Origin of the sequence: Microbacterium sp. 1154 (genome assembly GCF_031455375.1) — a bacterium.
Classification (GTDB): domain Bacteria; phylum Actinomycetota; class Actinomycetes; order Actinomycetales; family Microbacteriaceae; genus Microbacterium.
The window spans coordinates 1,256,115-1,271,130 of the sequence record NZ_JAVDSN010000001.1 but is presented as its reverse complement, the minus strand read 5'-3'; the positions used below and the strand labels follow the sequence as shown (position 1 = coordinate 1,271,130).

Below are 15,016 nucleotides of genomic sequence, written 5' to 3'. Positions count from 1 at the left end.
AGGAGATCGACTGATGTGCGCCGTTGCACGACCGGCCGAACCGGCCCGACTGTCCGTGGATACCGCCAGCGGGCTGCTCGACGGACGTTCCGAGAGATACGAGAAGCATCTCGGCGACCTCGCCGGGGTCTACCGCGATGAGGCCGCGTTCGCCGAGGCCCTCGACCGCGACACCGGCGAGCCCGTGTACTGGGTCGAGAGCAGCACGCCCGAGACCGGGCGAGGCGCTCTCACGATCGGTCTCAGCGTCCTGCGGCCCGGCCGCATCGGCGACGAGTTCGCGATGACGCGCGGACACCTGCACGCCCAGTCCGAGTTCGCCGAGCTGTACTACGGCCTGTCCGGCTCGGGCGTGATGCTGCTCGAATCGGTCGAGGGCGAGTCGCGCGCACTGCCGATCGGTCCGGGCGTCGTCGTGCACGTCCCCGGCGGGTGGGTGCACCGCAGCGTCAACGTCGGAGACGACACGCTCGTGACGCTGTTCGCCTACGCCACCGAGGCCGGTCAGGACTACGGCCTCATCGCCGACGCCGGTGGGATGCAGCAGCTCGTCGTCGCCGGCGACTCCGGATGGACCACCCGCGCCAACCCCGACCACGGAGGCTACCGTGCCTGACGCCGAGGCCGTCCTGGCCGATCTCGCTCGCCACATCGACATCAGCTGCGTGCAGGCGCAGCACGACCGTGACGACGTCGACGAGCTCGCCCGGCGCGCGGTGGCCGGTGGCTTCGTCAGCGCCCACGTCCTGCCGAACTGGCTGCCGTACCTTCGCGAGCGTCTGCACGGCAGCCCCGTGCTCGCCGGCTCGCCGGTCGCCTTCCCGAGCGGCGGCGCGACCACCGCGACCAAGGTCACGGAGGCTGCCGAGCTGCTCGAGCTCGGCGCGCAGGAGCTCGACGTCGTGGTCGCGATCGGCCGGCTGCGCTCCGGCGACGGCGCATACGTCGAGCGCGAGCTCGCCGCGGTCGCCGAGGTCGTCGACGGGCGGGTCCCGCTGCGCGCGATCCTCGAGGTCGGGCGCCTCGACGACGACGACATCCGCCGCGGCGTCGACGCCGCCGTGGCGGCCGGCATCCCGTGGATCAAGACGGGAACCGGCTGGTCGGGCGTGCCGACCTCGCTCGCCCACATCCGCCTGATCGCCGAGCGTGCGGCCGGTCGCGCCGCGCTGAAGGCCGCCGGCGGCATCCGCGACATCGACACCGTCCGCGAGATGGCCCGACTCGGGGTCACCCGCTTCGGCATGAACGCCGACGCCGCCCTGGTCGCCGTCGCGGCCTCGAAGGAGAAGCCATGACCTTTCCCACCCTGACCGCCGACACCCTGCGCCCGGCAACCGTGCCCACGCTCTACTTCATCGGCGTGACGACGGGTCGCTCGTCGATCCAGCACGTCTTCCCGCTGTGGGCCGAGCACCTCGGACTCACGGATGCCGTGCTGCAGGGCATCGACCTGCCGCTGCACGCGCCCGCCGAGGACTATCGCCGCGTCGTCCGCTTCATCGCCGAGGATCCGCTGAGCCTCGGCGCCCTGGTGACCACGCACAAGATCGACCTGTACGCCGCGTGCCGCGACCTGTTCGACGAGATCGATCCGTTCGCCGAGCTGATGGGCGAGACCAGTTGCCTGTTCAAGCGCGACGGCCGGCTCGTGTGCCACGCAAAGGACCCGATCTCGAGCGGTCTCGCGCTCGACGCGTTCCTGCCCGAGGGCTTCTGGTCGGGCGGCCCGGCCGACGCGCTGCTGCTGGGTGCCGGCGGCTCCACGATCGCCATCAGCTGGTACCTGTCGCAGCGCGAGCGCGGGCTCGATCGTCCGGCTCGCATCGTCGTCACCAACCGCTCGGCCGCGCGCCTCGACCACCTGCGCGAGATCCACGAGTCGCTGCCGACCGACACGCGGTTCGAGTACCACCTGACTCCGACGCCCGCCGACAACGCCCGCGTGCTGGCAGACCTGGCGCCGCGGTCGCTCGTCGTCAACGCGACCGGTCTTGGCAAGGATGCCCCCGGCTCGCCCCTCCCCGACGACGCGGTCTTCCCGCACGACGGCGTGGCGTGGGACCTGAACTACCGCGGCGACCTGGTCTTCCTCGACCAGGCCCGCGCCCAGGCCGATGCTCGCACCTTGCGCGTCGAGGATGGTTGGATCTACTTCGTGCACGGATGGACGCAGGTCATCGCCGAGGTGTTCGACATCGACATCCCCACCTCGGGGCCCGCTTTCGAGCGGCTGAGCGACCTCGCCCTGGCCACGCGCTGACCCATGGGGCCGCTCGCTCTCGCTCTCGACCTCGGCACCGGTGGCTGCAAGGCGTCGCTGTGGTCGGCCGACGGCCGGTCGCTCTCCGAGACGGTCGTGACCTACCCCACCGTCCACCCCGCGCCGGGTCGCGCCGAGCAGCGGCCGGAAGAGTGGTGGGATGCCGTGGCCTCGGCCACCCGCACCGTGCTGGCCGAGGTGCCCGGCGCCCGCGACGCCGTGATCGGCCTGGCGCTATCGGGGCAGAGCCTGGGCGTCGTGCAGGTCGACGAGCGCGGCGAGCTCCTGTCGGATACGACGCCGATCTGGTCGGACACCCGTGGCCGGAGCGCCGACGTCTTCGAGCGCATCGACGAGGACGCCTGGTATCTGCGCACCGGCAACGGCTTCGGCGCCGCGCTGTACCCCGTCTTCAAGGCGCGCACGATGCGGCGCGAAGAGCCCGAGCGATGGTCGCGCACCCGTTGGCTGCTCGGCTCGAAGGACTGGATCACGCTGCGGCTGACCGGTGAGATCGCGACCGATCACTCCATGGCATCCGGGACGGGCGCCTACGACCTCACCACGGGCGCCTACGACGACGAGGTTCTCGAGGCGGCGGGCATCGACCGCGCGCTGTTCGCTCCCCCGCGCGAGGCGGCCGAGGTCGTGGGTACGCTCCGCCCCGAGGCGGCCGAGGCGCTGGGCCTGCCCGCGGGCGTCCCCGTGCACGCGGGCGCGGTCGACAACGCGGCGATGGCGCTCGGCTCGCGCGGCACCCGAGAGGGCCGCCTGTACGCCGCGCTCGGTTCGTCGAGCTGGATGACGGTGACCTCTCGCTCGCCGGTGGTCGACGTCGCCACCCGCCCCTATGTGTTCCGCCATGCCATCCCCGGCCTGCACGTCAGCGCCCTGTCGACCTTCAGCAGCGGGACGACCCTGACGTGGCTGCGCGACCTGCTCGCGCCGGGCGGCGACATCGGCGAGCTCATCGACCGCGCCGAGGACAGCCCCCGCGGAGCGCGCGGGGCGGTGCTCGTACCGACGCTCGCGGGCGGCACGCCGCTCGAGGGCGGTAGCGGCGTCCGCGGTGCCCTCACCGGGCTCGAGCTGGGCACCGGCACAGCTGATCTCGTGCGCGCGTGCCTCGAGGGCGTCGCCTTCGCCCTCGATCGCAGCCTGCGCCACATGCGCGCGCTCAGCGGCCTGCCCGCCGACGCCGATCTGCTCGTGTCGGGGGGCGGCAGCCGGTCGCCCCTGTGGAACCGCATCTACGCCGACGTGCTCGACACTCCCCTTCTGCGCACCTCCGTCGACCAGCAGGCGGCCACCCTCGGCGCCGCGGCGCTCGTCTTCGTCGGCTCCGGCACGTGGAGCTCGTTCGACGTGGTCGACGACGCGCACGTCGAGCTGGAGCGCATCGTCCCCGATTCCGACGGCGTCGCCGCCTACGACGCGCTCCGCGAGCGCTTCGCCGCCGCGTCCGACGCCGCCGCCCTGTTCGCCCGATCCACCTCCGCGAAAGAGACCCCATGACCTCCCTCCCCCTCGTCGTCGTCACCGGCGCCAGCTCCGGCATCGGTGCCGCGACCGCGCGCGCCTTCTCGGCCGCCGGTCACCCCCTGCTCCTCATCGCGCGCCGCCTCGCGCCGATGGCCGCCCTCGGGCTGCCGGATGCCGAGCTCGCCGAGGCCGATGTGACCGACACCGCCGCCGTGTCCGCCGCCCTCGCCCGCGCCGAGGAGCGTTTCGGGCCGGTCGACCTGCTGGTCAACAACGCCGGACTGATGGCGCTGTCGGCGGTCGCCGAGCAGGACCCGGCGCTCGTGCAGGAGCAGTTCGACGTCAACTGCGTGGCCCTGGTGAAGAACTCGCAGCTCGTGCTCCCGGGCATGCAGCAGCGCGGCCGCGGCACGATCGTGAACATCGGCTCGATCGCGGGCAAACAGCTCTACGAAAACCACGTGGTCTACAACGGCACGAAGTACGCCGTCCACGCCATGACCGAGGGACTGCGGCGCGAGAACGCCGCGCACGGCGTCCGCGTGCTGCTCGTCGCACCGGGCATGGTCGACACGGGCCTGCTCGGCAACACCGGCGAGGGCGACGTGCTCGACGGCTACAACGACTACAAGAAGAGCATCGGCGGGGGTCTCGTGCCCGACGACATCGCCGCGGCGATCCTCACGGCCTACCAGCAGCCGCAGCACGTGAGCTTCCGCGAGATCGTCGTGGCGCCCACCTCCCAAGACGCCTGAGCCACCGATCATGCTGAACGACAGTCGCATCGTCCCCGTCGTCGTGCTCGACGACGCGGCGTTCGCCCCCGACCTCGCCGATGCCCTGGCCGCGGGCGGCATCCCGTGCGCCGAGATCACCCTGCGCACCCCGGCCGCGCTCGACGCGATCCGCGCGATCGCCGGTCGCTCGGGCTTCGCGGTGGGCGCCGGCACGGTCACCACCGCACGGCAGGTCGACGAGGCCGTCGACGCCGGGGCGACCTACCTCGTCTCCCCCGGCTTCGACGACGCGGTGGCCGAGCGCGCCGCCGCGCGCGGCGTTCCCCTGGTGCCGGGGGTCGCGACGGCCACCGAGATCCAGCGTGCCGTGGCCGCGGGCCTCGACCACCTCAAGGTCTTCCCCGCCGCGGCGGTGGGCGGCCCCTCGGCGCTGAGGGCTTTCGCGGGGCCCTTTCCCGACGTGCGGTTCCTCCCCTCGGGCGGGGTGTCGGCGGCCAACGCCGCGGAGTACCTCGCGCTGCCGTCGGTCTTCGCCGTCAGCGGCTCGTGGATGGTTCCGGCGGCCGCCCTGGCAGCACGGGATGCCGAGACCGTCCGCGCGCTCTCGTCCGAGGCCACCGCGGCGATCGGCGTGCCCGCGGCCTGAGCCCCGTCCTCGCCCCCGCACGCCCGGACATGGGCGCGACGGGGGTGGATCGGCGCGCCCCTCGCCCGCGCTCTGCCGAGTAGCCGCGGCACTTGCCACACGCGTGCGAGTAGCCTCACTACCTTCACTACATCGACACCTTCAACGAAATCCGCGACTTTCCGCCACTTGCGCCCCGCATCGCAACCGCATAGCCTCGCTCACGTCACCCCCGGCGTAGCAGGACTACATTTCGATGGTCCTCTCGCCATCCCCGCATCAATGGCGATAGGAGATCCCATGAGTCGACGGCGCACAGCCCTCGCCCTCACGGCGGCGACCAGTGTCGTCGCCAGCGCCCTGTTCCTCCCCGCGACCGTGGCATCCGCGGCCGACGAGCAGCGCACCGTCACCGTCCACCTCGATCAGACGGTGCAGGAGGACTATCTCGGCGTCGGGGTCAACGTCATCCCGGGGAGCCTGCTCGAGGGGACGACGAAGTACGGCTACGACGATGCCGACTGGGAGGTCGACGTCGAGCGCATCCAGACGCTGCGCCCGAAGGTGGCGCGCGTGTGGTTCCAGATCGACTGGATGGAGCTGCAGAAGGGGCAGTACGACTTCGAGAGCCCCGAGATGCAGGCGTTCTACCGCTACCTCGACGCGTTCAAAGCCGCGGGCACCGAGATCGAGCTGAACTTCGGGTGGAAGGTCGGCGAGCGCGTCCACGACTGGTTCACCATCCCCGGCGCACCCGACCCCTACATCTCGGCCCCGGCCGATCTGCCGGCGTACGGCGCCTCGGCATCCGCTCTGCTGCAGAACCTCTTCGACCGCGGCTACGACAACGTCGACTACCTGACGTTCTACAACGAGCCCAACGGCAGCTGGGACTTCTGGGCGCCCGGTGACGAGAAGGCGTACTACGCCGACATGGCGCGCGCCGTGAGCGACCGGCTGAAAACCGACGGTTTGCGCGACGACGTGCAGATCTGGGGTCCTGAAGAGGTCAACGCCGTCGCCTGGACGCAGTACATGGCCGAGAACGCCGGCGACGTGTTCGACCAGTATTCGTTCCACTTGTACGGCGAGTCGTACGAGGCGATGGGGGATGCCATCGCCCAGCGCCGCGCGGTGATCGGCGACGCCCCGCTCAACCTCTCCGAGATGGGCTGGACCAACCCCGGCACGAGCGTGTGGGAGACCGGGTACGCCAACTACATCGTCCGCAGCGCCAACGACGGCGTGCACTCGAACCTCATCTGGCAGCTCAACGGCGTCATGACCGGCGACCCCGCGGGCGACACGAACGGCTCCTACAACCTGTGGGACTCGTTGATCCTCGGGCTGGCGCCCACGGCCGCGTTCTACGAGGCCGGTCCGCTGCTGCGCTACGTGCCGGCGCACAGCACCGTGCTCGGCACCGAGGTGTCCGATGACGACGTGCGCGCCACGGCGTTCCGCGCGCCGGACGGCGAGCTGACCGTGCTCGTCGAGACGCAGGAGGGCTCGTCGAAAGACGTGCGCGTGCAGTTCGAGGGCGGCGACGCCACCGACGACTTCACCCGCATCCCCTACACCGATGCGATCGCGCAGCCCGAAGACAACGCGCTGCTCCCGGCCTCGACCGGCACGCTGACTCCCGCGGGCAACTCCTTCACCGATGACACCGTCGGCGCCGAACACAGCTACGCCATCTACACCACGGCCCCCGCCGCGACGCAGGTCAAGATGACCCCCGTGCGCTCCGAGGTCGCCGGCAGCGGTCAGGTGCAGCTGGGCGCGAGCGTGATCGACGGCACCGGAACGCCCGCCTGGTCGGTCGTGGGAGACGGCAACGGCAGCGTCGATGCGAACGGCGTCTTCACCGCCCCCGCGGTCGACACCGAGCGCAGCGTCGCCGTGCGGGCCACCCTCCCCAGCGGCGAGTACGGCGTCGCGCTGGTCGAGGTGACCCCGGCGAGCACCGCGGGCGTCACCGACGCCCCGGTGTTCAGCCTGCCGGGCGGCATGTACCCGTCCGTCGAGGCCGTGACGATCACCAGTGGCACGCCCGGAGCACAGATCTTCTACACGACCGACGGCAGCGAGCCCACGGCATCCTCCACCGCGTACACAGGACAGATCTTCCTCGAACCGCTCAAGACGACCTACCTGCGCGCGGTCGCGATCGCCCCGGGCGACACCGCCTCGGGCGTGACGTCACGGCTGTACAAGGTGCTCGACGTGCAGAACGCCCCCGACGGCTACACCTTCTGCCAGTACGCCGACGGCGGCACGTGCGCCTTCGACGGCGAGGCGAACGTGGCGTTCGGCTCCGCGGGGCAGTTCGTGTTCGGCGCCTTCACCGACGGCGTCGACTGCTCGGTCGCCTCGTTCGGCTCGAACCCGAACCCCAGCGGCGACAACCGGTGCTTCGTCAACCCCGACACCTCCGAGGAGCCGCCGCTGGTGAGCATCTTCAACGCCGGCTTCGAGCGCCCCGCCACGGGCGGCACCGCGAACGGCCCGATGGTGAACGGCTGGACGTTCAGCGCTCGCGCCGGCATCCAGCACAACAACAGCGTGTTCACGCCCACCTCGCCCGCCCCGGAGGGCGAGCGCACGGCGTACCTGAAGAGCGACTCGGGTCTGGCCAGCCGCCTCGATCAGACGGTCGTGTTCCCCGCGGGTACCTTCGCGCTGACGTTCGCGGCGGCCAATCGCGTGGGCTACGGCGGTCAGCAGGAGTTCGACGTGCAGGTCGACGGTCAGACGCTGGGGCGCTACGTGCCGGTCGGCGGCGAGTACCAGTACTACGAGACCGCGCCGTTCACGGTGACGCAGGGCGAGCACACGATCTCGATCGTCGCCACCACGACCGACGGCGACAACACCGCGTTCGTCGACGACATCCGCGTGGTCGCCGCCGACGACACCCCGACCGACACCACGGCTCCCACCGTCACGGTCAAGCAGGGTGACGCGTTCACGCAGGGCAGCGCCGAGGCGTACGACAAGGTGAGCTTCAAGCTGTACGACGCCGGCAAGATCGATCGCGCCACCATCAACGGTGTCGTGAAAGACCTCGTCGACAACGAGTGGTCGGACGTGAACTTCGTCGCCCCGGGCGTCTTCGGTGCCGTCTCGGGCGAGAACACGATGATCGTCCAGGATGCCGCGGGCAACACCACCACGGTGGAGTTCCACCTGCGCTGACCTGCTCGTGCCGCGGGAGCCCGCTTGCGCCGCTCGGCGCGGGCGGGCTCCTTGCGGGGTGGATGAAAATTTCTCACCGACCTCCGCGAGGGCGGGGCCACTCCTCCAGCGAAGCCATGGCGAACACATGGCCGCCGGCATTGCTGTGTGGGCGACGTCTATGGGTGGATGGAAGACCCCGCCCGGATCAGAAAGGCCCCTGATCGATGCCGCAGCAGCCGACCACCGTCACCCTGACCCTCGGACAGCCGATCTTCGCGCAAGCCCTGTAATACACGGCCATGTTCTCGCAGAAGCCGTTCCGCGAAGCGCTGCTGGTCTACCGCGAGGGCGGGACGTACACGATCCTCTCGCCCGGCGAAGATCACCACGGCTGCTGGGTGTCCGCCACGGTCCCGCTCGATCCCCCGCGCCACGTCGCCTTCATGTCCTGGCCGTCGGCCGACTGGGACCACGACATCGCCGCGCACACCCTGACATTCGCGCCCGATACGGGGGCGTTCACGCAGGAGCTCCGGCTGCCCGGCGAGGCGGTTCCGCGCGCCCAGCACGGGTTCGCCGTCACGGTTCCCTCTCCCGAGGCGATCGACCCGAGTGCCGGGTGGGGGGCCCTGCGGGAGCAGCACGAAGCGAGCTTCCGTGCCCTGCACGATCTCGCTGGCGTGCAGGAGCCCGACGTCAGATAACCGGACAAATGCGGCCTCTCCCAGAAACGGAACTGCTGGGCCGGATTGCGAAAGAACCCCTCTGAGAACAACGCACAGGGAAGTCGCCGCGTGCCACCATCGGGGAAGTATTTCTTCAGCATGGGGGACCGATGGAATTTCAGGACCGACTCGCCGCGCTCGCAACCAAGGTGAACAATCAAGCGTCAGCAATCGGCACGGAGGAGGCGACCAAGAACGCTTTCGTCATGCCGTTCATCTCGAGCATCCTGGGCTACGACGTGTTCGATCCACTCGAGGTCGTTCCCGAGTTCACCGCTGACGTGGGCATCAAGAAGGGCGAGAAGGTCGATTACGCGATCATGCGTGACGCCGAGGTGCAGATTCTCATCGAATGCAAGGCATCGACCGGTGCCCCCAAAATCGAACACGCGTCGCAACTGTTCCGTTACTTCTCCACCACGAATGCCCGTATCGCCGCTCTGACCAACGGTGTGATCTGGCAGTTCTTCACCGATCTCGATGCCCCGAACAAAATGGATGCCAAGCCGTTCCTCGTCCTGGACCTGCTCGACATCGACGACACACTTATTCCCGAGGTCCAGAAGCTCAGCAAGGACAACTTCGACCTGGACTCGATCATCAGCGCGGCTGAGGAGCTCAAGTACGTCGGTGCTCTCAAGCGCGAGATCGCGGGGCAGTTTCGCGAACCGAGCGACGAATGGATCAAGTTCTTCACGCAGCGCGTCTATGAGGGTGCGTACACCGCGAAGGTCCGTGAACAGTTCACCTCGTTGGTGACAAAGGCCTCGCGCCAGTTCCTGACCGAGAGTGTCAACGACCGCCTCAAGACCGCACTTGGGGCCGGCGCCGGGGTCGCAATCCCCGTATCCGCCGAAGCACCCGCCTCCGTCTCGAGCGAGCCTGCCGCGCAAGCAGACCTCGAACGCGACACCGAGATTGAGACGACTCTCGAGGAACTCGAGGGGTACCAGATCGTCAAGGCCATCGCCTGCGGCGAGACAAAGCCGCAGCGCGTCACGCACCGTGACGCCAAGAGCTACTTCGCCGTGCTCCTCGACGACAACAACCGGAAGCCAGTCGCTCGTCTTCACTTCAATGGACGCCAGAAGTACCTCGGCCTCCTCGACGAGCAGAAGGTCGAGACCCGACACGCTATTGACGAGCTCGATGAAATTTACGAGCACGCCGATGCGATCCGCGAGGCCGTCGTACGTTACCGGTAACACCCCGGAACTACCCGTTCTTTCGGCCGCGCAGAGGCCGACGAGGACTGACCGAAGGAATAGAAGTGCCTTACGACCTAGAGAACATGCTCGTCATCGGTGTCGCTTCGAGTGCACTTTTCGATCTCGCAGAGTCGCATGCGGTGTTTGTGGAGCGAGGCGAAGACGGCTACCGCGAGTATCAAGAGGAGCATTTGAACGACACCCTGAGGCCCGGGGTCGCCTTCCCCTTCGTGCAACGACTGCTTTCGCTCAACGACCTAGACGATGGTAAACGACTCGTCGAGGTGATCGTCTTGTCGAGAAACGACCCGGAAACTGGGCTTCGGGTCATGAAGTCGATCGAAGCGCACCATCTCTCGATCACTAGGGCAATCTTCATGCAGGGCCGTTCTCCCCACAGGTTCATGGAGGCGCTCGACATGTCGCTCTTCCTGTCCGCCAACGAGCGTGACGTTCGAGAGGCGCTTGAGATGGGCTTTGCCGCAGGGCAAGTCATTGGAACGCCTGCTTCTGGTGGATCTGACAGGCCGACAGGGGCTGGCGATCTCCGCATCGCGTTCGACTTCGACGGCGTCCTCGCGGACGATTCGTCCGAACAGGTTATGCAGACCTCCGGGCTCGCCGCGTTCCACACGCACGAAGTCGACAACGTTGAAGTGCCCATCGCCGAGGGGCGCCTTGCCAAGCTTCTTCGAGACATCAATCGCATTCAGGACATAGAGGAGAAACGCGCCAGCGTCGACCACGACTACAACCGGCGGGTGCACGTTGCTATCGTCACCGCTCGAAACGCGCCGTCGCACGAGCGCGTCATCCGCACGTTGCGCGCACGTGGTCTTCGCGTGAACGACGCGTTCTTCCTCGGAGGCATCGAAAAGGCAAAAGTCCTTCGCGTCCTCCGCCCGCATATCTTCTTCGAGGACCAGCGCACGCACCTAGACGGAGCACAGAACGACGTGCCCAGTGTTCACGTGCCGTTCGGACTACTCAACAACCCCCGCGGCTAGTAAGGGACCGCCCCTGGTCCGCTAGTGATGCGGAGAACGGTACTTCGTGCGCGTGCGACTTGAGCGACTACCCGCAGGAGGCAGCGGTAAACCGCCCAGCGTTCAGTGCGCATAGTCTCGTTACATGACCTGCACCGCTCGCCCGACCTACACCGAGATCTTCGAGTGGGTCACGGAGTACGAGAAGCACGACCGTGTCGCGCACGCCACCGTGCACGTCCTCCGTCAGGACGACCCCGAGCACCTCGAATCCGGCATGGTCGCGATCCACCTCAACCACGGGCCCGCGTCGATCTCGCTGAACGTCGATTGCGAGCGGAAGTGGACGGCATCCCTCTCCGAACGCTCCGGCGAGTTCCCGCTCTCGGGCAGGCACCTCATCGCTCTCGGTGAGGAACTCTTCACGACCGGCAAGCTCTGCGAGTACCTGCAGTCGCGCACCGACGGCACGGTCAGCACGGCTTTTGCCGAGCTCTCGTGACGACCGACGGCAGCGAGCCGGTCGATATCGAACCCGGCATCTACGAGCACTTCAAAGGCCAGCGGTACGAGGTCTTCGGAACCGCGCGCCATTCCGAGACCGAAGAGGTCTTCGTCTCCTACCGCACGCTCTACGGCGATCGCTTCTATTGGGTGCGCCCGATCAAGATGTTCACCGAGAACGTGGAACGCGACGGCTACTCGGGCCCGCGGTTCCGGCGCGTCGGGCCGTCGAGCTGATCCGAGCCTCCATACAAGGCTCCCTCGACTGAACCACTCCCGTGCGAGAGTGACGGCGTGAAACTGTATTCCGACTTCGCTGTGCAGCGCGCGCGTCAGGTGACCGTCGACATCATCGCGCTCGTGCTCATCGCGCTGAGCATCACCGCCGGGGTCACCGTCTTCTCCGCCGTCGACCAGCTCGCGCAGTTGGGCCGCCAGATCCAGGCGACCGGCGTGGACTTCCGCACGTCTATGGCCGACGCCGGCACCCGCCTCGGAGGAGTGCCGTTCATCGGCGAGGGGATCAGCAGTCCGTTCACCACGGCGAGCTCCGCGGGCGACACCCTCGCGGCCGTCGGCCAGACACAGCAAGACCTTGTCCGGCAGGCGGCGATCGCCCTCGGTGTGGGTGTCGCGGCCCTACCGATCCTGATCGTTCTGCTCGTCTGGCTCGTCCCGCGCCTGCGCTTCATCTCGCGCGCGACGCGCACACGGAATCTCGTGCGTTCAGGCCTCACCACAGACCTCCTCGCCCTGCGGGCACTCACGCATCAGAAGGTCGGCGTTCTCGCGAAAGTCGATCCCGACGCGGTGAGCGCCTGGCGCCGAGGCGACCCCGTCGTCATGCAGCGCCTCGCCGGGCTGGAGCTGAAGTCGGTCGGCATCCGGGCACGCTAGGACGAGGGCTTTTACAGACCCAAGGCTTAGTCGACGCCGTCCTCACCGCTCCAACACGAGGAGCACCTGGAACCCGTCGGGGTCGGCGAACGCCAGAGCGTGCGTCCGCCAATAGGGGTTCGAGGGCGAAACCTCTCGCCCGGCAAGGCGAGCCGCGATGCTCTGGCGTTCCTCGTCGTCGTCGAAGTACAGAACGAGCACCGACTCGGGATCCGGCATCGGCGCCGAGTGACCGCCGCCCGTGGTGAACTCCAGATGCGCGCCACTTCCGGGGAGATCGAGGAACACCCCGTCGTATCCCGCATGATCCTCGAAGCCGCCCAGCACGGGGAGCCCGACCCCGTCGCGGTAGAACCGAACGATGTCGTCGAGATGGTCGGTGTGACGCGCGAAACGGACCTTCATTCCAACAATGTTCGCGGCAGAACGACTTCTTCGCGCCCCGCCCGCTGCACCACGTGATCAACTCCCCCGAAGCTATGTCGCAACGCGACCTCAGCTTGACATCGGCGGAGCGTCGCCACCGTGGCGCAGTTCCTCTTCTACGCGGGCGAGCAGGGCCGCCGCCGCCTGTACTCCGGCTTCATCGCCGTCGAGCGCCCTCCGCAGGCGGCCTGCCCAGTACGCATGAAGCTTCTGCACGCTCTCATCCGCAAGAGCGGTGGGATGCAGACGCGTCACTCGGGCGTCATCCGGGGCGGTCTGACGCTCGATCAAGCCCTTCGCGACCAGCGAGCGCAGCGCGACGCTGCAGTTGCTGCGCTGCAACGCCGTCGCTCTGGCGACGGCGCTCGGTGAGGCGCCGGGATTGTGGTGCACCCATCTCATGACGAGGGCTTCCGTGCCGGTGAGCGGCACGATGTCGGGCGCCTGAGGCCCCTTCGGATCGATCTCGCGCGCGACGCGCATGACGACGTCAGCGAGCTCGGCGAGATCAACGTCAGACACCGAGAGGGGCACGGCTCGACTGTAACAGCCGTGGCATTCAGTTATGCTTTCATAACTATGACGATCGACACCGGTTCCCTCCGCACTCCGGCTGCGCCCTCTTCCCCTCGCCCAAAGGGCATCACGACGCCGCTTCTGCTGGTGCTCGGGCTCCTGAGCGCCGTCGCCCCTTTCGCCACCGACCTCTACCTGCCGGCATTCCCGCAGATGACCGTCGAGCTGGCGACTTCGGCCACGACCGTGCAACTCACACTGACGGCGTTCCTCATCGGCGTGACCGCCGGGCAGCTCGTCTTCGGCCCGCTCTCCGACCGCTTCGGCCGCGTCCCGCCCCTCGTCGTCGGCGCCGCCCTCTGCGTGCTCGCGAGCGCCGTCGCGGTATTCGCGCCCAACGTCGCCGTCCTCGTCGCCGCGCGTCTGTTCCAGGGCCTCGGTGGGGCAGCGGGAATGGTCATCGGTCGCGCGGTCATCTCCGACCTGTCGACCGGCAAGGCCGCCGCGCGCGCCTTCTCGCTCATGATGATCGTGGGCGGTGTCGCCCCGGTCGTGGCACCGCTCCTCGGGGGCCTGCTCGTCGGACCGATCGGGTGGCGCGGCCTGCTGGCGATCGTTCTGGGACTATCGGTGTCCATGCTCGTCGCCGTGCTCGCCGTGGTGCGCGAGACGCATCTGCGCGCCCGCCGTGACATGCTGCGCGCCGAGCGGGTGGCATCCGGGTCTCCCCTTCGCGCACTGCGGTCGCGAACCTTCATCGGTTTTACGGCTGTGTTCGCCTTCGGCTTCGCGGTGATGATGGCGTACATCTCGGCGTCGCCGTTCCTGTACCAGAACATGCTCGGACTCGACACGGTTGCCTACGGCCTGCTCTTCGGCCTGAATGCGCTGGCGCTGGTGGTCGTGAGCGCCCTGTCGCCCAAGCTCACCGCCACCCGTTCGGTCGAGAGCGTCTTGACCCTCGGGATCGCGCTGGTGACCGCGTCTGCCGTCGCCTTCGCCCTGCTCGTCCTGTTCGGCGCGCCGGCTTTCTGGCTCACGGTGCCGCTGTTCACGGCCGTCGGGTCGCTGGGTCTCGTTTTCGGTAACGCCACCGCCCTGGCGCTCAGCGCCGTCCCGCAGATCGCCGGGAGCGCCTCGGCCGTGCTCGGAGCACTGCAGTTCGGTCTCGCCGCGCTGGTCTCGCCGCTGGTGAGCCTGGGCGGAGAGGGCACCGCCGCACCGCTGGCCGTCGTCATGGTCGTCGCCGCCGCGATTGCGGCCGTAGCCCTCGCTGTCACGCGGCGCTCGAGCGCGGGCACCTCGGCGTCTTGACGGATGCGGTGACGACAGCAGCAGAGCCCCGGGTAGCGCTTCGAGCTCCGGCCACGAAGTAGCCGACGGTCAGCCTCCGGAGGGCCAGCGGCGGTGATCCCGATACAACGAGACGACGACCTGATCAACCTGCTCCGAGGCCTGTCGATCGCC

General features: G+C 68.5%; 16 protein-coding genes. 14 read left to right on the top strand and 2 right to left on the bottom strand.

What is annotated here, in order from left to right:
- The first annotated feature begins 13 nt into the window (after positions 1-13).
- The 13 genes from J2X55_RS05925 to J2X55_RS05865 all read left to right on the top strand — a co-directional run bounded on the left by J2X55_RS05925 (position 14) and on the right by J2X55_RS05865 (position 12,607).
- On the top strand, positions 14-616 hold the full coding sequence (locus J2X55_RS05925) for a glucose-6-phosphate isomerase family protein (protein WP_309822359.1): 603 nt from the start codon (positions 14-16) through the stop codon (positions 614-616).
- Entirely contained in the window at positions 609-1,298 is a 690-nt protein-coding gene (gene deoC, locus J2X55_RS05920) for a deoxyribose-phosphate aldolase (protein WP_309822358.1), read from the top strand. Before J2X55_RS05925 ends, deoC begins: the two co-directional genes overlap by 8 nt.
- Complete coding sequence (locus J2X55_RS05915; protein WP_309822357.1) at positions 1,295-2,263, top strand: shikimate dehydrogenase; 969 nt, start codon at positions 1,295-1,297, stop codon at positions 2,261-2,263. Before deoC ends, J2X55_RS05915 begins: the two co-directional genes overlap by 4 nt.
- Positions 2,264-2,266: 3 nt before the next feature.
- Positions 2,267-3,778 carry an FGGY family carbohydrate kinase gene (locus J2X55_RS05910; RefSeq protein ID WP_309822356.1) on the top strand — a complete coding sequence of 504 codons (1,512 nt, stop codon included), beginning with the start codon at positions 2,267-2,269 and terminating at the stop codon, positions 3,776-3,778.
- Positions 3,775-4,500: an SDR family oxidoreductase gene (locus tag J2X55_RS05905; protein ID WP_309822355.1), complete on the top strand. Its 726-nt coding sequence runs from the start codon at positions 3,775-3,777 to the stop codon at positions 4,498-4,500. The genes J2X55_RS05910 and J2X55_RS05905 overlap by 4 nt, the downstream gene beginning before the upstream one ends.
- A 10-nt stretch (positions 4,501-4,510) precedes the next feature.
- Complete coding sequence (eda, locus tag J2X55_RS05900) at positions 4,511-5,128, top strand: bifunctional 4-hydroxy-2-oxoglutarate aldolase/2-dehydro-3-deoxy-phosphogluconate aldolase (protein WP_309822354.1); 618 nt, start codon at positions 4,511-4,513, stop codon at positions 5,126-5,128.
- A 279-nt stretch (positions 5,129-5,407) separates the two neighbouring features.
- Positions 5,408-8,305 (top strand): chitobiase/beta-hexosaminidase C-terminal domain-containing protein, encoded by a 2,898-nt coding sequence (locus tag J2X55_RS05895; RefSeq protein WP_309822353.1) that lies wholly within the window; start codon positions 5,408-5,410, stop codon positions 8,303-8,305.
- 281 nt (positions 8,306-8,586) lie between these two features.
- The gene (locus J2X55_RS05890; protein ID WP_309822352.1) at positions 8,587-8,991 is read left to right on the top strand and encodes a hypothetical protein; all 405 of its coding nucleotides are present in this window, start codon (positions 8,587-8,589) and stop codon (positions 8,989-8,991) included.
- A gap of 131 nt (positions 8,992-9,122) precedes the next feature.
- Positions 9,123-10,217, top strand: a complete 1,095-nt coding sequence (locus J2X55_RS05885; protein ID WP_309822350.1) for a type I restriction enzyme HsdR N-terminal domain-containing protein — start codon at positions 9,123-9,125, stop codon at positions 10,215-10,217.
- A 65-nt stretch (positions 10,218-10,282) separates the two neighbouring features.
- A complete protein-coding gene (locus J2X55_RS05880) occupies positions 10,283-11,227 on the top strand; it encodes a 5'-nucleotidase (protein ID WP_309822348.1) in 945 nt (314 codons plus the stop codon).
- A 124-nt stretch (positions 11,228-11,351) separates the two neighbouring features.
- Complete coding sequence (locus J2X55_RS05875; protein WP_309822346.1) at positions 11,352-11,708, top strand: hypothetical protein; 357 nt, start codon at positions 11,352-11,354, stop codon at positions 11,706-11,708.
- A complete protein-coding gene (locus tag J2X55_RS05870) occupies positions 11,705-11,947 on the top strand; it encodes a DUF1653 domain-containing protein (protein ID WP_309822345.1) in 243 nt (80 codons plus the stop codon). The genes J2X55_RS05875 and J2X55_RS05870 overlap by 4 nt, the downstream gene beginning before the upstream one ends.
- A gap of 57 nt (positions 11,948-12,004) precedes the next feature.
- Positions 12,005-12,607: a hypothetical protein gene (locus tag J2X55_RS05865; RefSeq protein ID WP_309822344.1), complete on the top strand. Its 603-nt coding sequence runs from the start codon at positions 12,005-12,007 to the stop codon at positions 12,605-12,607.
- A 42-nt stretch (positions 12,608-12,649) separates the two neighbouring features.
- Here J2X55_RS05865 and J2X55_RS05860 read toward each other — a convergent pair whose 3' ends face one another.
- Both J2X55_RS05860 and J2X55_RS05855 read right to left on the bottom strand, forming a co-directional pair.
- Positions 12,650-13,012, bottom strand: coding sequence for a VOC family protein (locus tag J2X55_RS05860; RefSeq protein WP_103206641.1), 363 nt, complete (start codon positions 13,010-13,012; stop codon positions 12,650-12,652).
- Between the two features lie 90 nt (positions 13,013-13,102).
- Positions 13,103-13,567 carry a MarR family winged helix-turn-helix transcriptional regulator gene (locus J2X55_RS05855; RefSeq protein ID WP_309822343.1) on the bottom strand — a complete coding sequence of 155 codons (465 nt, stop codon included), beginning with the start codon at positions 13,565-13,567 and terminating at the stop codon, positions 13,103-13,105.
- Between the two features lie 45 nt (positions 13,568-13,612).
- Between J2X55_RS05855 and J2X55_RS05850 the strand changes: the two genes are divergently transcribed.
- Entirely contained in the window at positions 13,613-14,863 is a 1,251-nt protein-coding gene (locus J2X55_RS05850; protein WP_309822341.1) for a multidrug effflux MFS transporter, read from the top strand.
- Positions 14,864-15,016: the final 153 nt, after the last annotated feature.